Origin of the sequence: Streptomyces sp. R21 (assembly GCF_041051975.1) — a bacterium.
Taxonomy (GTDB): Bacteria; Actinomycetota; Actinomycetes; order Streptomycetales; family Streptomycetaceae; genus Streptomyces.
This window is the reverse complement of record NZ_CP163435.1, coordinates 726,086-746,930: the sequence shown is the minus strand read 5'-3', so window position 1 is coordinate 746,930 and position 20,845 is coordinate 726,086. Positions and strand designations below refer to the sequence as shown.

At 70.2% G+C, this 20,845-nt stretch carries 17 protein-coding genes; 12 read left to right on the top strand and 5 right to left on the bottom strand.

Going from position 1 to position 20,845, the window contains the following annotated elements; genetic code table 11:
- The first annotated feature begins 30 nt into the window (after nucleotides 1–30).
- Both AB5J56_RS03555 and AB5J56_RS03550 read left to right on the top strand, forming a co-directional pair.
- Nucleotides 31–1,023 carry a polysaccharide lyase family 1 protein gene (locus tag AB5J56_RS03555; protein ID WP_369229907.1) on the top strand — a complete coding sequence of 331 codons (993 nt, stop codon included), beginning with the start codon at nucleotides 31–33 and terminating at the stop codon, nucleotides 1,021–1,023.
- A 145-nt stretch (nucleotides 1,024–1,168) separates the two neighbouring features.
- Nucleotides 1,169–1,897, top strand: a complete 729-nt coding sequence (locus AB5J56_RS03550) for a pectate lyase (RefSeq protein ID WP_369242343.1) — start codon at nucleotides 1,169–1,171, stop codon at nucleotides 1,895–1,897.
- Between the two features lie 156 nt (nucleotides 1,898–2,053).
- Here AB5J56_RS03550 and AB5J56_RS03545 read toward each other — a convergent pair whose 3' ends face one another.
- Nucleotides 2,054–3,103 carry an aldo/keto reductase gene (locus AB5J56_RS03545; RefSeq protein ID WP_369229905.1) on the bottom strand — a complete coding sequence of 350 codons (1,050 nt, stop codon included), beginning with the start codon at nucleotides 3,101–3,103 and terminating at the stop codon, nucleotides 2,054–2,056.
- 114 nt (nucleotides 3,104–3,217) lie between these two features.
- Here AB5J56_RS03545 and AB5J56_RS03540 point away from each other — a divergent pair, with 114 nt between their 5' ends.
- Nucleotides 3,218–3,685, top strand: a complete 468-nt coding sequence (locus tag AB5J56_RS03540) for a MerR family transcriptional regulator (RefSeq protein WP_369229904.1) — start codon at nucleotides 3,218–3,220, stop codon at nucleotides 3,683–3,685.
- A gap of 71 nt (nucleotides 3,686–3,756) precedes the next feature.
- Complete coding sequence (locus tag AB5J56_RS03535; protein ID WP_369229902.1) at nucleotides 3,757–4,437, top strand: VOC family protein; 681 nt, start codon at nucleotides 3,757–3,759, stop codon at nucleotides 4,435–4,437.
- 21 nt (nucleotides 4,438–4,458) lie between these two features.
- Here the strand turns inward: AB5J56_RS03535 and AB5J56_RS03530 are convergent, their stop codons facing one another.
- From AB5J56_RS03530 to AB5J56_RS03520, 3 genes are all read right to left on the bottom strand, one after another.
- A complete protein-coding gene (locus AB5J56_RS03530) occupies nucleotides 4,459–4,788 on the bottom strand; it encodes a Zn-ribbon domain-containing OB-fold protein (protein WP_369242341.1) in 330 nt (109 codons plus the stop codon).
- 296 nt (nucleotides 4,789–5,084) lie between these two features.
- Nucleotides 5,085–5,753: a TetR family transcriptional regulator gene (locus AB5J56_RS03525; protein ID WP_369242339.1), complete on the bottom strand. Its 669-nt coding sequence runs from the start codon at nucleotides 5,751–5,753 to the stop codon at nucleotides 5,085–5,087.
- 141 nt (nucleotides 5,754–5,894) lie between these two features.
- On the bottom strand, nucleotides 5,895–8,357 hold the full coding sequence (locus AB5J56_RS03520) for a SpoIIE family protein phosphatase (RefSeq protein WP_369229900.1): 2,463 nt from the start codon (nucleotides 8,355–8,357) through the stop codon (nucleotides 5,895–5,897).
- 235 nt (nucleotides 8,358–8,592) lie between these two features.
- Between AB5J56_RS03520 and AB5J56_RS03515 the strand changes: the two genes are divergently transcribed.
- The 7 genes from AB5J56_RS03515 to AB5J56_RS03485 all read left to right on the top strand — a co-directional run bounded on the left by AB5J56_RS03515 (nucleotide 8,593) and on the right by AB5J56_RS03485 (nucleotide 17,497).
- Nucleotides 8,593–9,684, top strand: a complete 1,092-nt coding sequence (locus AB5J56_RS03515) for a substrate-binding domain-containing protein (RefSeq protein ID WP_369229898.1) — start codon at nucleotides 8,593–8,595, stop codon at nucleotides 9,682–9,684.
- A 114-nt stretch (nucleotides 9,685–9,798) separates the two neighbouring features.
- Nucleotides 9,799–11,109 carry an ABC transporter substrate-binding protein gene (locus AB5J56_RS03510; protein WP_369229896.1) on the top strand — a complete coding sequence of 437 codons (1,311 nt, stop codon included), beginning with the start codon at nucleotides 9,799–9,801 and terminating at the stop codon, nucleotides 11,107–11,109.
- 146 nt (nucleotides 11,110–11,255) lie between these two features.
- Nucleotides 11,256–12,218 (top strand): carbohydrate ABC transporter permease, encoded by a 963-nt coding sequence (locus AB5J56_RS03505; protein WP_369229894.1) that lies wholly within the window; start codon nucleotides 11,256–11,258, stop codon nucleotides 12,216–12,218.
- Nucleotides 12,219–12,367: 149 nt separating this feature from the next.
- On the top strand, nucleotides 12,368–13,138 hold the full coding sequence (locus AB5J56_RS03500) for a carbohydrate ABC transporter permease (RefSeq protein ID WP_369242337.1): 771 nt from the start codon (nucleotides 12,368–12,370) through the stop codon (nucleotides 13,136–13,138).
- A 2-nt stretch (nucleotides 13,139–13,140) separates the two neighbouring features.
- Complete coding sequence (locus tag AB5J56_RS03495; RefSeq protein ID WP_369229892.1) at nucleotides 13,141–14,196, top strand: hydroxyacid dehydrogenase; 1,056 nt, start codon at nucleotides 13,141–13,143, stop codon at nucleotides 14,194–14,196.
- Nucleotides 14,197–14,271: 75 nt separating this feature from the next.
- Nucleotides 14,272–15,831: an HAD-IA family hydrolase gene (locus AB5J56_RS03490; protein ID WP_369229890.1), complete on the top strand. Its 1,560-nt coding sequence runs from the start codon at nucleotides 14,272–14,274 to the stop codon at nucleotides 15,829–15,831.
- Nucleotides 15,832–15,856: 25 nt separating this feature from the next.
- A complete protein-coding gene (locus tag AB5J56_RS03485; protein ID WP_369229888.1) occupies nucleotides 15,857–17,497 on the top strand; it encodes an alpha-amylase family glycosyl hydrolase in 1,641 nt (546 codons plus the stop codon).
- Between the two features lie 25 nt (nucleotides 17,498–17,522).
- On the opposite strand, the gene AB5J56_RS03480 is transcribed toward AB5J56_RS03485, so the two are convergent.
- The gene (locus AB5J56_RS03480) at nucleotides 17,523–19,967 is read right to left on the bottom strand and encodes a polysaccharide lyase 8 family protein (RefSeq protein ID WP_369229887.1); all 2,445 of its coding nucleotides are present in this window, start codon (nucleotides 19,965–19,967) and stop codon (nucleotides 17,523–17,525) included.
- A 164-nt stretch (nucleotides 19,968–20,131) separates the two neighbouring features.
- Between AB5J56_RS03480 and AB5J56_RS03475 the strand changes: the two genes are divergently transcribed.
- Entirely contained in the window at nucleotides 20,132–20,839 is a 708-nt protein-coding gene (locus AB5J56_RS03475; protein ID WP_369229885.1) for a peptidoglycan-binding protein, read from the top strand.
- Nucleotides 20,840–20,845: the final 6 nt, after the last annotated feature.

Here is a 20,845-nt window from a genome sequence, read left to right as displayed (position 1 = left end):
CACGGATTCCCCGCGAAGGGACACACCCGCATGCGTACTCTCCCCCCACACCTCCCCCCACGGAAGCGCTCCCGCCGACTGCTCCTGGCGACGGCCACGGCCACCGCCTTGGGCGTCGGCGCGGCGCTCGTCCTCCCGCAGAGCGCGGGAGCCGCCGAGACCGCCCCGGTCGGCTTCGGCGCAGGCACCACCGGCGGCGGCAGCGCGTCAGCCGTCACGGTCAGCACGCTGGCCGCGTTCAAGACCGCCGTCACCGGCAACACGGCCAAGGTCGTCAAGGTCAACGGGCTGATCTCGCTGAGCGGTCAGGTCGACGTCGGCTCCAACACCACGGTCCTGGGCGTCGGTTCGTCCTCCGGGTTCACCGGCGGCGGGCTGCGGCTGAAGAAGGTCACCAACGTCGTCATCCGCAACCTGAACATCAGCAAGCCGGTCGCCCCCGCCGACGGCGTCACCGTCCAGGCCTCGACCAAGGTGTGGGTCGACCACAACTCCTTCTCGGCGGACCGCAACCACGACAAGGACTACTACGACGGTCTGCTCGACATCAACCACGGCTCCGACTACGTGACGGTGTCCTGGAACACCTTCAAGGACCACTTCAAGGGGTCGCTCGTCGGCCACAGCGACAACAACGCGAGCGAGGACACCGGGCATCTGCGGGTGACGTACCACCACAACTCCTTCGACAACGTCTACTCGCGCATCCCCAGCCTGCGGTTCGGCACCGGGCACTTCTACGACAACTACGTCGTCGGCGCCGAGACCGCGGTGCACTCGCGGATGGGCGCCCAGATGCTCGTCGAGAACAACGTGTTCCGCTCCACGGTGGTCGCCGTCACCACGAACCGCGACAGCGACGTGGACGGCTACGCCAACCTGCGCGGCAACGACCTCGGCGGAGCCGCCACCGAGGTCTCCCGGGTGGGCACGTTCACCAGCCCGCCGTACAGCTACACCGCCGAGCCCGCCTCGTCCGTCGTCGCCGCGGTGACGTCCGGCGCGGGCGCCGGAAAGCTCTGACCATCCCCCACCTGGAAGAAGGCATCGGGACATGACTTCACCAGTACGACTGCGCACACATCCGCGAACCGATCCGCGGTCCCGTCGACGCAGCCGCGGGCGTGCTCTCGCCGGAGCGCTCTCCGCCGTCGGCCTCTCGGGTGCCATGATCATGACCAGCGGCACGTTCTCCCCGGCGAGCGCCGCCACCTGGCCGACCCCCACCAGCAGCAAGGCGGTCACCGCCACCATCTCGGTCTCCGGCACCAAGGACTACGGGATGCAGCGCCTGTACGGCAGCGGCGACCTGGGCACCGGCGGCCAGAACGAGGACCAGGACCCGATCCTGGAGCTGGCGGCCGGCACCGTCCTGAAGAACGTCATCATCGGCTCGCCCGCCGCCGACGGCATCCACTGCCTGGGCAGCTGCACGCTGCAGAACGTCTGGTGGGAGGACGTCGGCGAGGATGCGGCCACGTTCCTCGGCTCCTCGTCGTCGAACGTCTACACCGTCTCCGGCGGCGGAGCGAAGGAAGCCAGCGACAAGGTGTTCCAGTTCAACGGCGCCGGAACGCTCAACGTGTCGAACTTCGCGGTGAAGAACTTCGGCACCTTCGTCCGCTCCTGCGGCAACTGCCGGACGCAGTACAAGCGGAAGATCAACCTCAGCACCATCGAGGCGACCTACAAGGGCAACAAGCTGGTCGGCATCAACACCAACTACGGTGACAGCGCGACCCTGAAGGCCATCAAGATCGTCGGCGACACCAGCAAGAAGATCGTTCCCTGCCAGAAGTACATCGGCAACAACACGGGTGCGGAGCCGACCACCAACGGCAAGGACGCCGACGGTACTTACTGCAAGTACTCGTCGTCGGACATCACCTACAGCTGACGGACCCGCCTCGGCGACCGCGCGAACCGGCCCTGGGTGCCGGTCCGTTCGGTCGCCGAGCGCGGTTGCGGGCCCACTTCTTGACGCCCGGCGGCGACTTGCCGGACCGGGAATTCGTGGAGCGCTTGAGGAACCCGTTCACCGCGATCAGGTCGCTCAGGACGCGGAGCGTTCGGTGAGTGGGCGGCGGCGCAAGGCGGTCTCGGTCAGCGACCGCGGAGGGAGTCGGGCTGCGGGGTTGTACAGGTTCGTCCCGGGCGGCACGATCTCGTCGATCCGGTCGAGGGTCGCATCGTCCAGGGTGAGCGCGGCGCCCTTGAGCAGACCCTCCAGCTGCTGCATGGTCCGCGGTCCGATGATCGCCGAGGTGACGGCGGGGTGGGCCACGGTGAAGGCTATGGCGAGCTGGGGGAGGGTGCAGCCGATACTTGCCGCGAGTTCGATGAGATGTTCGACGGCGTCAAGCTTGGCGGCGTTTTCGGCGATCGAGGGATCGAAGAACGCCGGTCGAAAGGCGGCACGGCCGGTTTCCAGGTCGATGGGCCGGTCCTTGCGGTGCTTGCCGGTGAGGAACCCGAAGGCGAGGGGGCTCCAGACCAGTACCCCCATTCCGTAGCGCTCGCAGACGGGCAGGAGCGAGGCTTCGATCCCGCGGGCAAGAATCGAGTAGGGCGGCTGGTCGGTGCGGAAGCGTCCGAGGCCGCGCCGCTCGGACACATGGTGTGCCTCGACGATCTCGTCGGCCTGGTAGTTCGAGCAGCCGAAGGCGCGGATCTTTCCCTGGTGCACGAGGTCGCTGAGCACCGAGAGCGTCTCCTCGATGTCAGTGGAGTGGTCGGGGAAGTGGACCTGGTAGAGGTCGATCCAGTCGGTGTCCAGGCGCCTGAGGCTGTCCTCGACCGCCTTGACGATCCAACGCCGTGAGTTGCCACCGCGGTTGGGGCCCTCACCCATCTGGAAGTGGACCTTGGTGGCGAGTACGACGTCGTCACGGCGCCCCCGCAGCGCCTTTCCCACGATTTCCTCGGACTCGCCCTGTCCGTACATGTCGGCGGTGTCGACGAAGTTGATTCCCTGGTCGAGGGCGGCGTGGATGATACGGACACAATCGTCGTGATCGGAGTTGAAGCCGTCCTGGAACATCATGGTCCCGAGGCAGTGGACACTGACCTCGATACCGGTTTTGCCGAGAGTGCGATAACGCATGGTGATGCCCCTTACCAGTTCAACCCAGTACGTAGAGCGACAGAAGAGCCGGTCGCACGAGGGACCCTAGGACCTAGACCCGGCTCTAGATCAACCCCCGTTACGCTGCTTGCTATGGCTGACATCACGGCGAGTCTGAGCATCGGACAGGTCGCTGAACGCACCGGCTTGAGCGTTCACGCGCTGCGCTTCTACGAGCGCGAGGGCCTCTTCGTCAATCCGGTGCGGCGCGGACCGGGCGGGCGCCGCACCTACAGTCAGGATGACGTCGACTGGCTCACCGTCTGCATCATTCTCCGCGCCTCAGGCATGCCGCTGCCCGCGCTCAGCCGATACGCGGATCTCGTCAGAGAAGGCGCCGGCAACGAGGAAGAGCGACTCACGCTCATGCGTGAGCACCAAGCGCGCGTCACCACCCAGATCGGCAGGCTCACCGAGTCCCTGGACCTGATCCGGTTCAAGGTCGGGGTGTACGAGGACCTTGTCGACCAAGGCGGCGGCGCCCATGAATGTCACGCGCCGTCCCCTTCTGCCGACGAAGAACGCACTCCACTGCTTCGCCACGGAGCAGTGGTCGAGTAAGCGGAAGGCAACCTCGCCGCGGCGAGTGCCGATCGCTGGATCGGCGCGCGGCCCATGGGGATCATCGGAGCATGAAGAGACTCAGTACCCCGGACATTCTCGGCGCGATCGATGCCGGACTCGGCGACTGGCGCAAGCTCGCGCAGCCGCTCGTGGCCCGTTACCGTGTCGCCGACCTCGTCGGGGGAGCCGCGTTCGTGTCGGCGGTCGCCGAGGCGGCAGTCGCCGCCGGACAGGAGCCGGAGATCCGGCTCGGAAGCGGGTTCGTCGACGTGGCCCTGTACACAGTCGACGCCGAGACCGGCGGACGGTGGGTCACGGCGGCCGACGTCCGACTGGCCCGGACCATCACCGGCCTGGCCCACGAGCACCACCTGACCGCAGTGCCCGGCGAAGTGGCGCAGCTGGAACTCGCGCTCGACACCGTCAGCGACACAGCGGTGGCGCCGTTCTGGTCCGCGCTGCTCACCGGGGGCCCCAGCCGCAAGCGAGGTGACGCTGCCCTCGATGTCCTCGACCCGACGAACCGGGTGCCCGCCGTGTGGTTCCAGCGCACCGACGCCCACGAAACCCCGCGCCAGCGCTGGCACATCGACCTGTGGCTGGCCCCGGAGATCGCCGACGAGCGCATCGCGGCCGCCGTCGCCGCCGGTGGTGTCGTGGTCGACGATTCCGAAGCACCGGCGTTCACCGTGCTCGCCGACCCCGACGGCAACAGGGTCTGCGTCTGTACGGCCCTGGAGCGCGACTAGGACCGTTCGGCACAGGCTGCTTCAGGCCCAGCTCTGGTAAAGGCTGTCGACCAGTTGGAAAACCGGCTCGCGGCGCACCGGGTCCTGGGCGGTGGAGAGGCGGACACGGTCCCCGCTGTGGATGGTGGCGGCAGGGCCCATGACCCGGCCCCGGACGGTGAAGCCCTCCGTCATCTCGATGAGGGAGACGTTGCGGGCCGCCGGGGTGTTGCGGTGGACGACGGTGGAGTGGCGGATGATGCCCGCCCCCTCGCTCGCCTCGGTCCGCAGGTCGCTGCCCGCGCAGACGGGACAGAGCAGGCGGTGGTACATCGCGGTGCCGCACCAGTGGCACCGCTGGAAGAGAAGAATGTCCGTGCGCTCCCCGGGGACGCAGGGGGCGTCGAGGACGTCCGTGGAGGGCCCGGCTCCCGGCGGGGATCCGGCGACCGGAGCGGTGCCGAGGCCCGGACGGCTTGCCAGAGCCGAAACGGTGCCGACGCCCGGATGAAGGGCGATACCTGGGTGGTACACGATGTCATCTCCCTGCGCTCGGCCGGAATCTGATGCGGATGCGCTCGGATCGCCGCGCACGAGCCCAGAGTATGGCACTGAGTGCCACTCGTAAAGGCACTCAGTTCCCTGGAATGGGGAGATGCGGTGTGCGCTCAGTCCTGCCCGAGGGTCGACTCGATCTCCTGGACGACCCGCCACATCGGTGCCCCACGCCGGGAGATGACGACCACCACGTCCTCGGCCTCCTCGGTCGTACCGCCGTCGGGGGCACCGCCGAAGGCCGTCCGCACATAACCGAGCGCGTGGTCGACGGAGGCGGTCGCGTCCGCGTGACCGTCCGAACGCAGCCAGGAACGCAGGGCGTTGTTGTGCGCGGCGACCACGGCCGCGGCGACGACGTCGGCCCGCAGGCTGCCGTCGCGCCGGCCCGCGTAGCGCTCGCGCAGGTATCCGGCGAGGGCGCGCTCGTAGCGCCAGACGACCGACAGCTCGTACGCGCGCAGGCCGGGGACCTTCTTGGTGAGCCGGTAGCGCTGGACGGAGAACGTCGGGTTCTCGGCGTACATGCGCAGCACGAGGCGCGCCGCGTCCGAGACCCGCTGCACCGGATCGTCCTCGTCGGTGCCGTCGCCGAGGAACGCCGTCATGTCGGCCAGACACCGCTCGTGGTCGGGGAAGACCACGTCCTCCTTGGACGGGAAGTAGCGGAAGAACGACCGCCGCCCGACCCCGGCGAGCGTCACGATGTCGTCGACCGTGGTCTGCTCGTAGCCGCGCTCCAGGAAGAGCTGGAAGGCCGCCGCGACCAGGGCGTCCCGCATGGGCGGCTTCACGGTCGTCGCGTCGGCGTTGTCGCGGCGCCGGGGTTCCTCGCTCATGGACGGGAACCTAGCACCGAGCGGAAAGGGCGGCACTCAGTGCGCACATTTGAGGGAACTGAGTGCCCTACGTAAAGAGGCGCATCACATCGGAGGGTCGGTGAGGGACTGCTCGGCCCAGATGATCTTCCCGTCGGACGTGTAGCGGGTGCCCCAGCGCTGGGTGAACTGGGAGATCAGGAGCAGGCCGCGGCCGCCCTCGTCCGTCGTCTTCGGATGCCGTAGGTGCGGGGCGCTGGCGCCGCCGTCGAAGACCTCGCAGATCAGGGCCTGTTCGGCGATCAGCCGCAGCCGGATCGGGCCGCCGGCGTGCCGGATGGCGTTGGTGACGAGCTCGCTCACGACCAGCTCGGTGGTGAAGGCGAGGTCGTCCAGTCCCCAGTCGCTCAGCTGCCGAGTGGCCGACTTCCGGGCCTCGGCCACGACGGCCGGGTCGGGTGGCAGCTCCCAGGTCGCCACCCGCTCGGCGCCGAGCCGGCGGGTGCGTGCCATCAGCAGCGCCACATCGTCGTACGGCCGCCTCGGCACCAGGTCGTCCACGATGGTGCGGCACAGCCCGTCCAGCGGCTGTCCGTGTGCCTCCAGCGCCCGGCGCAACCGCTCCCGGCCCGCCTCCGGGTCGCGTCCGGTACGGGGTGTGGCGATGAGGCCGTCGGTGTGCAGCGCGAGCACGCTGCCTTCCGCCAGGGTCAGTTCGAGCGCCTCGAAGGGCATCCCGCCCACGCCGAGCGCCGGTCCGGGCGGGACCTCGGCGAACGTGACGGTGCCGTCGGGTTCGACGACGGCGGGCGCGGGATGGCCCGCACCGGCCATCGTGCACCGCCCGCTGACCGGGTCGTAGACCACGTAGAGACAACTCGCCCCCATCGCCTGCATGCCGCTGGTGCGGGCGTCCGCCCCGGCTCCCTCCTCCCTGGCCGTGCGGCTGACCAGGTCATCGAGATGGGCGAGTACCTCCTCGGGCGGCAGGTCGAGGTCGGCGAGGGTCTGCACCGCGGCGCGCAGGCGCCCCATGGCAGCGGCGCCGTCGATGCCATGACCGGCCACCTCGCCCACCACCAGGGCCACGCGCGCGCCCGACAGGGGAATGACGTCGAACCAGTCGCCGGCCAGCCCCGTCAGCTCGTCGGCGGGCCGATAGCAGGCGGCGACCTCCACCGCGCCCAGCTCGGGGAAGCCGTGCGGGAGCAGGTTGCGCTGCAGGACGAGGGCCGCGTCGCGCTCGCGGGTGTAGCGGCGGGCGTTGTCCACGCACAGCGCCGCCCGCCGCACGAGTTCCTCGGCGAGGTTGAGGTCGTCCTCGTCGAAGGGGTCCTGGCGGTCGCGCCGGAAGAACGTGGTGACGCCCAGCGTGGTGCCGCGGGCGGGGATCGGCACGATCATCACGCTGTGCAGCCCGAGGTCCAGGAACGAGGAGGCTCTGCCTCCGGGCAGGCCGGTGGCCCACTCCTTGGCCAGCGGGTCCAGCCGCTCCTCGCGCCAGGAGGCGCCGGCGGCCAGCGAGCGGATCGGCGGCGACCCGGCGAGATACGCCGCCACGTCACCGATCCCCACGACGGCCTCGGGGACGCCGTCCCGCACCGACCGGTGCCCCGCGCGCCGCAGCGGCACGGTCTCCGTGTCGCCGAGTGGACCGGACGGCGGCTCGGCGCCCCTGAGCACGGACTCCAGCAGATCCACGGTCACGAAGTCGGCCAGGCCCGGCACGGCGACGTCGGCGAGCTCCTGCGCGGTCTGCATCACGTCCAGGCTGCGGCCGATGTGCTCGCCGGCCCGGTCCAGCAGGGCGAGCCGCTGACGGGCGCGGTAGCGCTCGGTGACGTCCTGGACCGTGTAGTACACGCCGATCGGGTGGCCGTGATCGTCCTCCAGCCGGATGAACGACATGGTGTGCGCCGTCTCGCGGTGCGGCGCCGACCGTATGCGGCCCACGTGTTCGTAGCCGATCACCGGCTCGCCGGTCTCCAGCACGCGGCGCATCTGCTCCTCGAGGGTCTCCGCGTCCAGACCCGGCTGGACGTCGGCGAGTCTGCGTCCCAGCCGCTGCGGTGCGGGACCGCCGCCGAACTGCTCCAGAGCGGCGTTCGACCACACGAACCGCAGGTCGGTGTCCACGATCGCGATGCCCACCGGTGACCGCGAGGCCATCCGCTCCAGCACGGACCGGCTCATGTCCCAGCCCTGGCCGCCTGCCAGGTCCCCCACCAGCACCACCCAGCGGGCCGGGCCCTCGCCGCCCACGAACGGCACGACGCGCACCATCACCCGGATCGGGTATCCGGCCCGGTGCCGCGCGGACAGCAGCCCCACCCATCCGCCGTTGCCCCGGCAGTGCTCGGCCAGCTCGGGGAGCCGGGCCGCGTCCTCGGGCAGCAGCAGGTCGGCGGCGTTCCGGCCCAGGACCGCGGAGGCCGGATACCCGAGCAGCCGCTCGGCATCCGCGGTCCAGCTGGTCACCGCCATCTGCGCGTCGAGCAGCACCGGCGCAGCGTCCGCCATGTCGAAGCGCTGCCCGGCCAGTACGTCCGGTTCCTCGCTCGTGCCCACCGAGGCCCTCTCCGCTCCCCGAAGGTGGTCTTACCCCCTCATGCCCATTCTTCACTTTGTATGACCACGATGCGGGCTATGGGGATAGGCGGCGAGCCGGGCGCCGGGCGCATCCCGCGAGCGATCGTATTGAGCGAAAACGATCGATACGATTGTGGGCGTACAGTGAGCACACGGGATCACGCTCCGCGTTCGCCCGTCGTTTGTCCGTCCGGCCTTGCCCCAGGGGGAGCCCATGCGACTGCACGTCGACCAGCGTCATGAGCGGGTCCTAGAACTCGTCCGCGAGCGCGGCAGCCTGCGGGTCGCCGAACTCGCCGCCGAACTCGGCGTCTCCGCAGTGACCCTGAGGCGTGACGTGGAGACGCTCGCCGCGCAGGGCCGCGTGCACCGACTGCACGGCGCGGTGGTGTGGCCGGGTGACCCGGCCGCCGAACCGGAGCCGCGCCAGCAGAGCGCCGAGGGCATCGTGATCGGAATGATCGTCCCGACCACGAGCAACATCTTCGCGGACATCGTCCGCGGCGCGCGCGAGGCCGTCGGCGCCCGCGGCGGCCGCCTCGTCCTCGGCATGTCCGGGTACGTCGACACCGAGGACCCCGTGCAGGCGGAACACCTGATCGCGGGCGGCGCCGAGGGGCTGCTCGTCGCCCCCAGCTGGTTCGACGGCGTACCCGTCGGCGGCCAGGAGAAGTGGCTGGTCGACTGCGAGGTGCCTACCGTCCTGGTCGAGCGCTCGGCGCCGGCCGGGAACCCCGCGGCGGGGCTCGACCGGGTGCGCACGGACCGGGCGCACGGCGCCGCGGTGGCCGTCGGGCACTTCGTGTCCCTCGGGCACCGCCGGATCGCCGCGGTGCTCCAGGAGGGCCCGCACGCCGCGCAGATTTCCGCCGGCTTCCACGCGGCGGTGCAGTCACTGGGCCTGGAGGTCGACACAGGCGCTCCGACGGTCCGGGAGCACGGGGACTACGAGGCGACCATCGACTACCTGACCGAGGCGGTGCGGAGGCGCGGGGTGACCGCCGCGCTCATTCACAGCGACGAGGACGCGATCGTGCTCGTGCCGAAGCTCCAGGCGTGCGGCATCCGCGTGCCGGACGACTTGGCGCTCATCGCATACGACGACGAGGTCGCCGGTCTCGCGGACGTGCCCCTGACGGCCGTCGCCCCGCCCACGCGCTCGGTGGGGGAGCAGGCCGCGAAGCTGCTGCTCCAGCGGCTGGCGGAACGCCGTGCCGGCCGGGCCTCGGCGCCGCGTCAACACCTCGAACTGCTTCCGGAGTTGAGGATCCGTTCGTCCTGCGGTGGCACAGCGCTCGATTCCTGAGCGTTGTGCGATCGTTTTGATTGTCTTGCTCGAATGCTCTTGACTCCGATCGTGCGCGCACAAAAGATGTCCTGCATCCACCTCTCCCCGTTCGAGGTCTCGTAGGAGCCGTGCATGTCGCGCACTTCACGTTCGTTCCGCATAGCCGCCACCGCCGCCGTCGCAGCCCTGGGCCTGCTCGCCACCGCGTGCGGCGGCGACGACGGCTCGGCCGACGCCGCCTCCGACGGCAAGCCGGTGACCATCGACTACTGGAGCTGGACGCTCGGCGCCAAGTCGACGGTCGAGGCGTTCAACAAGACGCACAAGGACATCCGGGTCAAGTTCACCGAGATCCCGAGTTCGACCGACGGCTACAGCAAACTGGCCAACGCGGTGAAGGCGGGCAACGCGCCCGACGTCGCGACCATCGAGTACCAGATGGTCCCGGAGTTCGCGAGCCAGGGAAACCTGATCGATCTGACCAAGTACGCCGGTGAGACGGTCAAGTCGAAGTTCCCGAAGCCCCTCCAGGACCTGGTCACCTTCGGCGGCAGGACCTGGACCGTCCCCTACGACGCCGCGCCGCAGCTCTACTACTACCGCACCGACCTGTTCAAGAAGTACGGCATCGAAGTCCCCAAGACCTGGGACGAGTTCAAGACCGCCGCGGAGAAGGTCAAGAAGAAGGACAAGAACGTCCGCCTGGCCTCCATGCCGAAGTCCGACCCGGCGCTGCTCGCCGCCCTCTCCTGGCAGGCGGGCGGCAAGTGGTTCGCCACCGAGGGCGACGCCTGGAAGCCCGGCGTCGACGACGCCGCGACCAAGAAGGTCACCGCCTACTGGGACGGTCTGGTCAAGGACGGCCTCGTGCAGTCATTCACGGGCTACAGCCCCGAGGAGACCAAGGCCCGCGCCTCCGGCAAGACGCTCTCCTTCCTCGGCGCCTCCTGGTCCGCCGGCGGTATGAAGACCGCCATGCCCGACCTCAAGGGCAAGTGGGCCGCCGCCCCCATGCCGAACTGGGGCACCGCCGCCAGCGGCAACTACGGCGGCACCTCCTACGGCGTCCTCAAGGGCAGCAACCACGCCGAGGCGGCCGCCGAGTTCATCAAGTGGGTCACCACGGACAAGGCCGGCGTCGAGGCCCGCCTCGCCGACCTGGAGTCGCCCAGCAGCGCCCTGCCCGCCAACCCGGAGATGCGTGCGGTCGCCGCGGCCAAGTTCGACACCTCCTACCTGAACGGGAGCCAGGACCTCTACAAGCTCGCCTCCGAGCAGGTCGACACGATCGTCCCCGGCTGGACCTGGGGCCCCGACCAGATGGACGTCTACACCGCGATCCAGGACGAGGCGGCCAAGTCGGGCTTCACCGCGGGCGTCGAGGCCGGTCAGCAGAAGGCCGAGTCCGGCATCAAGGAGCGCGGGCTGAAGCTCGCCGACTGACCTGAGGAACCCGGCCCCGGGAGCCTGTGTCGCCACGGGCCCCCGGAGCCGGTCCGGGCGCGTCCAGACAGCCGTACCCGCGACGCCCCTCTCGGTCCCCGGCCCTCCCGCCTCCCCGAAGCGTCCAGCCCCGCCAAGGAGCCACCGTGGCAGCACCCCTCGCGCCCGCCGTGAAGGCCACCCGTCAACCCCCGCCGAAGCCCTCGGGCACCCCGCCGCTGCGGCGCAGTCAACGCCGGGCCGCGGCCCTGTTCATCACCCCGTTCTTCGTGCTGTTCGCCGTGGTCATGGCCGCGCCCATCGGCTACGCCGTGTGGATGAGCCTCTTCCAGGAGCGCTCCTCGGGCCTCGGCTTCGGCGGCACCGAGCGGGTGTTCTCCGGACTCGGCAACTACACCAAGGCCCTGTCCGACGAGGGCTTCCGGGAGTCCTTCGTGCACATCGCGCTCTACTGCGCGCTGTACATCCCGGTGATGATCGGCGGCTCGCTCCTCCTCGCCCTGCTGGTCGACTCCGCGCTCGCCCGCGCCAAGAGGTTCTTCCAGCTCGCCCTGTTCCTGCCGCACGCGATCCCCGGACTGATCGCCTCGATCATCTGGATCTATCTCTACACCCCGGGCCTGAGCCCCGTGCTCGACTGGATCGGCGCCGTCGGCGGCTCGTGGAACTTCTACAGCAACGACCATGTGCTCTCGTCCATGGTCAACCTCTGCGCGTGGCAGTGGATCGGCTACAACATGGTCATCTTCTACGCCGCCCTGCAGGCCGTTCCGCGCGAGACGATCGAGGCGGCCGTCGTCGACGGCGCGGGCGCCATCCGCACCGCCCTGCAGATCAAGGTGCCGCTGATCGCCTCCGCGGTCGTCATGACCGTGCTGTTCACCTGCGTCGGTGCCATCCAGATCTTCACCGAGCCGCGCCTGCTCAACCAGCGCGGAGCGCCCACCATCGACACCGAATGGTCCCCGACGATGTTCATCTGGAAGGCCGGGTTCGTGCAGCACGACTACGGGCTGGCCGCCGCCGCGTCCCTGATGCTCGCCGTCCTCGGCGTCGTCCTCTCCTACATCGTCACCCGGCTCGGCAACCGGTGGAAGGCGGCGTCATGAGCACCCTCACCCAACAAGCGACGAACCCGACCCGGACGCCCGCGGACCGTGAAACCGCCCCGGCCGCCCGCCGCCGCACCGCATCCCGCACCCTGCTCTCCAAGGGCGTCGTCAACGCCGTACTGATCGTCGCGGCGCTCTACACCCTGATGCCGGTGAGCTGGCTGCTCTTCGCCGCCACCAAGAACAGCCGCGACCTCTTCGGCACCTCCGGCTTCGCGTTCGGCGACTTCAACCTCTTCACCAACCTGCGGCACGTCTTCACCTTCAACGACGGCATCTACCTGCGCTGGTTCGGCAACAGCATCCTCTACTCCGTCGTCGGCTCGGCGGTCTCCTCGCTGCTGTGCGTCGCCACCGGATACGCCTTCGACAAGTACGACTTCAGGGGCAAGGAGAAGCTGTTCGGCATCGTCCTCGGCGGTGTGCTGGTGCCCACCACGGTGATCCAGCTGCCCATGTACCTGCTCGCCACCAAGGCCGGGGTCGTCAACACCTACTGGGCGCTGCTGCTGCCCGCCCTGGTCAACCCGTTCGGCGTCTATCTCGCCCGCGTCTTCTCCGAGGGATACGTGCCGGGCGAGGTCCTGGAGGCGGCCCGCGTCGACGGTGCCGGTGAACTGCGCACGTTCGCGGGGATCGCGCTGCCGATGCTCGCGCCCGGCTTCATGACCATCTTCCTGTTCTCGTTCACCGCCAGCTGGAACAACTTCTTCGGCGCCCTCGTGATGCTGAACGACGAGAAGCTCTACCCGGTCAACCTCGGCCTGTTCATGTGGAACAGCGTCACGCAGCAGCAGCCCGAGTACTACGCGCTCGTCATCACCGGGTCCCTCGTCGCCGTCGTCCCGCTGATCGTCGCCTTCGTCTGCCTGCAGCGCTTCTGGCGCTCCGGCCTGACCGCAGGCGCGGTGAAGTGACCATGCTCGTACCGGAAGGCACCCTCCTGAACAGCTCGTCGCGCCTCACCCGACCACGGCGCCCGCGCACCGTCCTCGCCATGGGACACGAGATCCACGACTCGCTGCTCGCGGAAGGAGCCCTCGACCGGCTCCCTACCGTCGCCGCCGTGGACACCTCGACCCACCTCACCGACTTCGCCGCCGCCGAAGACGCCGAACTGGCCGACGTGGAAGTCCTGTTCACCCACTGGGGCGCGCCCCTGCTGAGCGAGGACGCGCTGCACCGCATGCCGAGGCTGCGGGCCGTGGTCCACGCGGCCGGGTCCGTCAAGCACCACGTCACCGACGCCGTCTGGAAGCGCGGCATCACCGTCTCCTCCGCGGCCGCCGCCAACGCCCTGCCCGTCGCCGAGTTCACCCTCGCCGCCATCCTGTTCGCCAACAAGCGCATCCTCGATGTCGCCCGCGGCTATGCCCGGACGCGCGAACAGCCCGCGCTCCTGCCGTACTTCACCGGCTACGGCAACTACCGCCGCACCGTCGGTGTCGTCGGAGCCTCCCGCATCGGACGCCGTGTCATCGAGCTGCTCCGCCCGCTCGACCTCACCGTCCTCCTCCATGACCCCTACCTGGACCGGGAAGGGGCGCGCGCCCTCGGTGCGGAACTTGTCGAGCTCGACGAACTCGTCCGGCGCAGCCACGTGGTGTCCATCCACGCGCCCCAACTCCCCGAGACGCGCCACATGTTCGACGCGCGCCGGCTCGCACTCCTGCAGGACGGCGCCACGCTCATCAACACGGCGCGCGGATCCCTAGTCGACACGGAAGCGCTCACCGAGCGTCTCGTTTCCGGCCGCGTCCACGCTGTACTCGACGTGACCGAACCGGACGTACCCCCCGCCTCCTCCCCGCTCTACACGCTCCCCAACGTGCTGCTCACCCCGCACATCGCGGGATCCCTCGGCAATGAACTCGGTCGCATGGCGCACTGGGCCGTCGACGAGGTGCAGCGCTACGCACAAGGCCTCCCGTTCCTCTACGGAGTCGGCTCCGACGAGCTGAGCCGATCGGCCTGAACAGGCGCACACCTTCCGGCAGTCCCGTAGCCGCGGGCCCCGGCAACTCTGCCCCGTACGGAAAGGACTCCACCCATGCCCGCCGCGCGCCGCGTTCTCGTCGTCGGCATCGACGGCGTACGCCTCGATGTCCTGCGCCGCCTGTCCACCCCGCACCTGGACGCCCTCGCGGCCGACGGGTTCCTCACCCCGATCGAGGTCGACGACCGCACGCCCACCATGTCGGGCCCCTGCTGGGCGACGATCGTCACCGGAGTGAGCGCCGACAAGCACGGGGTGTGGAGCAACGACTTCAGCGGCCACCGACTCGATGTCTTCCCCGACTTCGCCACCCGCCTCGCCGAGCGGGGCCGCACCTTCGTCGCGGCGGGCTGGCAGCCGCTGATGCAAGTCCGCGACGGCGGCCCGCTGTTCAGGGCGCCGTCGCGCACCGTGTACGTCGCACCGACCGCGGACACCCCGCAGGCGTGGGAGACCTGCGACGAGCGGATCACCGAGGAGGCGGCGCGCGTTCTCGCGGACGACGACTTCGACGCGTTGTTCGTCTACCTCGGCGCACCCGACGAGACCGCGCACTTCCTCGGCTGCGGCGACGCGTACGAGGCCTCGGTGCTCCGTGCCGACGAGCGCCTCGGCCGGCTGCTCGCCGCCGTGCGCTCCCGGCCCGCCTACGACAGTGAGCAGTGGACGTTTCTCGTCGTCACCGACCACGGCCATGTCGACGCCGGTGGGCACGGCGGCCGTTCCTCGCACGAGCGCACCGCCTGGCTGATCGCCGCGGGCCCCGGTGTCGGCGCGGCACCCCCGGAGGTACGCCATGTCGACGTCGCCGCCCAGGTGTTCGCCTCGCTGGGCCAACTCCCGGACAGGCACTGGACGTTCGACGGCCGCCCCTTCGCGGCCCGCCCGGACGCCGTGCTCCTCGACATGGACGGCACCCTCGTCGACACCGAGAAGCTGTGGTTGCGCACCGTCCGCGCCTGCGCCGACGCACTCGGCCACGCACTCGGCGCCGAGGACCTCCCCGAGGTGCTCGGCCGCTCGGTCGCCGACACCGCCGCACATCTGCACCGCGTGACCGGCCGCGCCGTGGACGCGCTGGCAGAGGACCTCGAAGCAGCCTTCCTGCATGCCGTCGAGGCGGAGGCCGCGCCGATGCCGGGCGCCTCCGAACTCCTCGCACTGCTGAGGGACTTGGACATCCCTGCCGCCCTGGTCTCGGCCTCCCCGCGGCCGGTGGTGGACGCCGTACTGAAGGTGCTGGGCGCCGAGAACTTCCGTACGACCGTCGCCGCCGGCGAGACCCCGCGCACCAAGCCCGCCCCCGACCCCTATCTCGCCGCGGCCCGGCACCTCGGCGTGGATCCGGCCGCCTGTCTCGCCGTCGAGGACAGTCGCGCGGGCGTGATGTCCGCACACGCGGCGGGCTGCCGGGTGCTGGTCGTGCCGTCATACGAGCCGGGCGAGCGCCTCGAGGCGAACGGCTCACGCGAGGCGTACGAGGAGATCCCGCCCGCCCCGGGGCGCACCGTCCGGACGAGCCTGGTGGGACTGGAAGCGGCCTCGCTGTGGAATGCCGGACTGTGGCAGGCAGTTCACACACGGAGCCGTACGGCGCCGTCGACCGCACCATGACGCACTTCGACGATTGGCACACCGGATGACCGACGCAAGCCCCTGGTGGCGCAGTGCCGCCATCTACCAGATCTATCCGCGCAGTTACGCCGACGGCAACGCGGACGGCGTCGGTGACATCGCCGGGATCCGCTCACGCCTCGCGCATCTGCGGGACCTCGGCGTGGACGCCCTGTGGATCAGTCCCTGGTACGTCTCCCCGATGGCCGACGCCGGCTACGACGTCGCCGACTACCGGGACATCGACCCGCTGTTCGGCACCCTGCGCGAGGCCGAGGAGCTGATCGCCCAGGCGCACAGCCTGGGTCTGCGCGTCATCGTCGACCTGGTGCCCAACCACTGCTCTGACCAACACCCCTGGTTCCAGGCGGCGTTGACGGCAGGTCCGGGCTCGCCCGAGCGCTCCCGTTTCCACTTCCGGCCCGGACGCGGCGAGTCGGGCGCACTGCCGCCCAACGACTGGCCGTCCCACTTCGGCGGACCCGCCTGGCAGCGGGTCACCGAGGCCGACGGCACTCCCGGCGAGTGGTACCTGCACCTGTTCGCACCCGGGCAGCCGGACTTCAACTGGGACAGCCCCGCGGTGCGCGCCGAGTTCGAGTCGATCCTGCGCTTCTGGTTCGACCGGGGCGTCGACGGCTTCCGTATCGACGTGGCCGACAACCTGGTGAAACACCCGGGCCTGCCCGACCTCGCCGCGATCCCCGAAGGCGCACCGTCGCCGGTGTCGGACCAGGACGGAGTGCACGAGGTGTACCGCGCCTGGCGGCGCATCGCCGACTCCTACGACGGGGAAAGGATCTTCGTAGGTGAGCTGTGGGTGGCCGACCGGCAGCGCTTCATCCGCTACCTGCGCGCCGACGAACTGCACACCGGCTTCAACTTCCCCTTCCTCCAGGCGGAATGGTCCGCCGAGCGGATGCGCGCCGTCATCGACGACACCCTTGCCGGACACACGCAGATCGGTGCCCCCGCCACCTGGGTCCTGTCCAACCACGACACCACCCGGCACGTCACCCGCTACGGCCGGGCCGACTCCGGATACGGCTTCGACCGGCGCCGCCTGCACGGCACGCCCGTCGACCTTCCGACGGGCACCCGGCGGGCCCGGGCCGCCGCCCTGCTGACCATGGCACTGCCCGGCTGCGTCTACGTCTACCAGGGCGACGAACTGGGCCTGTGGGAGGTCGAGGACATCCCCGAGCACCTGATCCAGGACCCCGCCTTCCACGGGACGGACGGCGCCGACCCGGGCCGCGACGGCTGCCGCGTACCGATCCCCTGGGAGGGCGACGCACCCCCCTTCGGCTTCAACGGCCCCGACACCCACGGCGACGGCACGGAGCCGTGGCTGCCGCAGCCCGCGGTCTGGAAGGAGTACACGGTCGCGGCGCAGACCGGCGATCCGGACTCCATGCTGGAGCTCTACCGCCGGGCACTGCGGCTGCGGCGCGCCGAACCGGGCCTGGGCGACGGGCCGATGCGGTGGCTGCCCACCGACGACGACGGAGTCCTCGCCTTCACCCGGCCCGGCGGCCTCACCTGCGTGGTGAACTTCTCCCGGCGCCCGGTCGAACTGCCTCCGCACGAAGCCGTTCTGCTCTCCAGCAACGGGTTCGACGAGGGCCGACTGCCGCCGGACAGCACGGTCTGGCTGCGTACGTGAGAGCCTGACCTGCCCCGTCCTCCCGTCAGCCGAGCTTGACGCTGATCTTCTGGGTGACACCGGCGGTCGTACGGAGATCGCCGAAGGTCAGCGTCAGGCTGGAGCCGGTGGTCGCCGAGGTGACGGTCGAGGGCTTGGAGGTCACCGTGGACACGGCCCTGTTCCAGGTGAGCGTGAGGCTGGTCTGCATGCGCATGGGGTCGCTGACGCAGATCACCGCGGTGCCGTCGCTCTTCTCGTTGATCATCACGCAGCAGGGGTTGCTCGCGGTGAGGGCTCCCACGGTGCCGCCGAACCAGAAGTTCACGCCGGTGAAGCCGAGCGGGGGGACGGCGACCCCCTGCTGGCTGTCGGTGTTGGCGAGGACCGTCAGCCAGCCGTTCGCGGCGGCCCGGGTCTGCGTCTGCGCGGCGGTGGCGCCCGGCATGAGGAGGTAGGCGTACGAGGCGCCCGTCGGGTTGGTGCCGTGGTCGACGTACAGGGTCAGGTACTTGCGGTTGAGGACGGCGGTGGTGCCGCCCCTGTTGATGTCGCTCCACTTGCCGTCGCGGGCCTCGCGCAACGCCTTGACGGTGGCCCCGCCGGGGAAGACATAGCCGCCGTGGCCGCCGATGTGGGCCCAGCCGGCGCCGGTGAGCGTCTCCGACCAGGGGTAGCTGAGCGGCTTGGTGACACCGTCGGCCTGGAACGAGGTGTTGCCGGTGGGGCCGAGGTTGCGGTTCTCCACCGTCGACTCCACGGCCGTGCCGTCCGTGCACTTGATCCCGGCGCCGAGGCAGACGATCGAGTCGTCCAGGCAGAACCATGACTTCTTCGCCAGCAGCGTGCTCTGCAGGCCCTTCAGATACTGGCCGATCGCGGCCCGCTGCCCGTCCGTGGTGCCGCCCACCCAGTTCACGTCCGGCAGTGAGGCGCCCCAGTCGCCGCCCGCGGCATCCGCGAGCGCCAGCCGCGAGGCGGTGGTGCCGGGCAGCCGGTACGGGTCCACCGTCGGCCAGAAGGCGTCGCTGTACTGCCCGTTGCCGAACGTGTCGCCCCACCAGTAGAGCATTCCGGAACCGGTGTGCCAGCCGTGCAGGTTCTCGCCGTTGCCGGTCTCGTAGTACGTGATCCGGCGGTCGGCCATGCTGATCGAGGCGGCCCAGCCGGGGCGGCGGTGCGTGGCCCGGGACATGTTGGTGAACAGCCGGTGCCCGGTCGGCTCGGCGATCGCGGACACCGCGGTGTCGTCGACAACGCCCGTGAGCCGGGACAGACTTGGCAGGCTCAGCGCGGGATCGCTCATGGGCGGGCTGTAGTAGTCGCGCTGTATCCAGCCCTTCACGAGGCCGCGCCAGCGGGCGTTCTCGGCGCTGCTCGCGCCCTGGCCGAGCAGCACGATGGACGCGAGGATCGGGTGGCCGCGCAGATGGTCGTCCTGCTGGATCTGCTTGGTGTCGGACGTGGCCAGGCCCCGGCTGACCGCCCGCCCCGACACGCCGTCCATGACGAGGCCGTTGTAGAGGAACGGCGCCCAGGCGTTCTCCACCGCGTCGAACACGATCTGCCGGCCTGCGTCGGTCACCGCCCAGGTGGACCCGGCGAGCAGGGCGAACAGCAGGCCGAGCCCGCCCAGCATCACCGAGCCGTACGAGCCGGTGTAGGGGACGGTGGTGTGCTGGATGAACGAGCCGTCGGTGTAGAGACCGTCGCCGCCGGTCACGTACGGGAAGACGGGGGAGAGAGCGTCACGGGCCAGCGCGATCTTCGCCGAGTTCGCGCCGACGACGCCCCGCAGGGCGAGGACCCGGCACAGGTCGACGCGGTTCGCGCCCGTGCTCGTGCCGCTGTAGCTGGAGACCGCCGAGTCGGGCACGAAGTGGTCCACGGCGTTCAGGTAACTCGTGATCTGCGCGGCGGACAGCTGGTCGTACATGAGTACGCACACGTCCAGCAGCGCCTGGGGCGCGCCGATCTGCCAGCTGTACCAGTTGCCGTAGCGCGTCTGGTTCTCGTTGTAGACCTCGGTGTGGAGGTGGTCGAGGCCGGTGAGGATGTCGTCCCGGAGTGTGCTGTCGCCGGTCAGGCCCGTGCCCTGCTGGGAGTAGGCCTGAGCCAGGGTGCTGAGCCGGGTGTAGCTGGCGTTCATGTTCCCGGAGTAGCCGTACGACTCCTGGTCGGTGTCCGGCTCGGGGTCGGCGTAGACCAGGTCCGGCCACAGCGACCCGGACACCGGGGCCATCGTGGACCGCAATGTGCTCGCGGTCGTGCCCAGTTCGGCGAGGCGGCTCTTGAAGGGCTCCGCGGTGGGGCTGAAGCCCTCTCCGAGGACGAGGGTGCGCCACTTGGCGCGCAGGGTCGCGAACGCGTCCGCGGCCTCGGTCGTGTCGGTGGAGGTGAGGGGGGAGGCGTCGGCGGTGGTGTGCACCCCGAGCGCGAGCGCGGTGCTGCTTGCGGCCAGGAAGCCACGGCGTGACCAACGAGTCGTCATGACGGCGGTTTCTAGCATGGGATCGCTCAAACGCTCAATGATTCCTGCCTAATTGATCGTATCGATCGCTTGATGAGGTGAGGTGCGTGCTGAACCGGCGGGCCGATGCCCGCGTATCTCTCCACGGGGATGGCGGGAAACCGCACACATGAGAGGAGAGCGGTGTGTCGATACCGCCCGGACCCGGGCGCCCTGCGCGGCGCCCGGCGCTCGAACCCACCCGAGTCCAGCTCCGCCGCCGGACGGAGGCGCTGGCAGAGCTGGTGCGGCAGGTACGTGAGAACGACCGCCGCGAGGCCCTGGGGGAGCCCGATGAGCCCGTCGTGATGGCAGCCGCCCCCGCCCCGACGTTTCTGCCGCCCGTGGAGGAGAGCGAGACCGAGGAACTGCCACCGGTGGCGACCGAACCGGGAGCCTTGGGCAGCCGGAGTCCGAAAGCGGGCGGTCGCCACTCGGATCGCGGGCGCGAGGCCGTACTGCGCCGGACCGCGATCGGCGTCGCCGTGCTCGTGGCGGCCCTGGCAGGCTTCGCCGCCGCGCTCCTGCTGCCCGGCGACGACACGGACGAGCGGGCGGGAACCGCGAACCCGCCTTCGGCGACACCCGGCGTCCGCGCCCCCTCAGGGGCCGCCGACCCCGACGGCGCGGGCACCCTGCGCGAGGGCGACAACGGTCCCGAGGTCACCGAACTCCAGCAGCGGCTGCTGCGCATCCCGGACGTCTACACCAGCGGCGCCACCAGCGGCACCTACGACGCCACCCTCACCGCCGCCGTGGCCCGCTTCCAGCTCTGGTACGGCATCCGGGGCGACGAGACCGGGGTGTACGGCGACGACACCCGCCACGACCTGGAGGCCAGGACGACGCCGTAGCGGGGC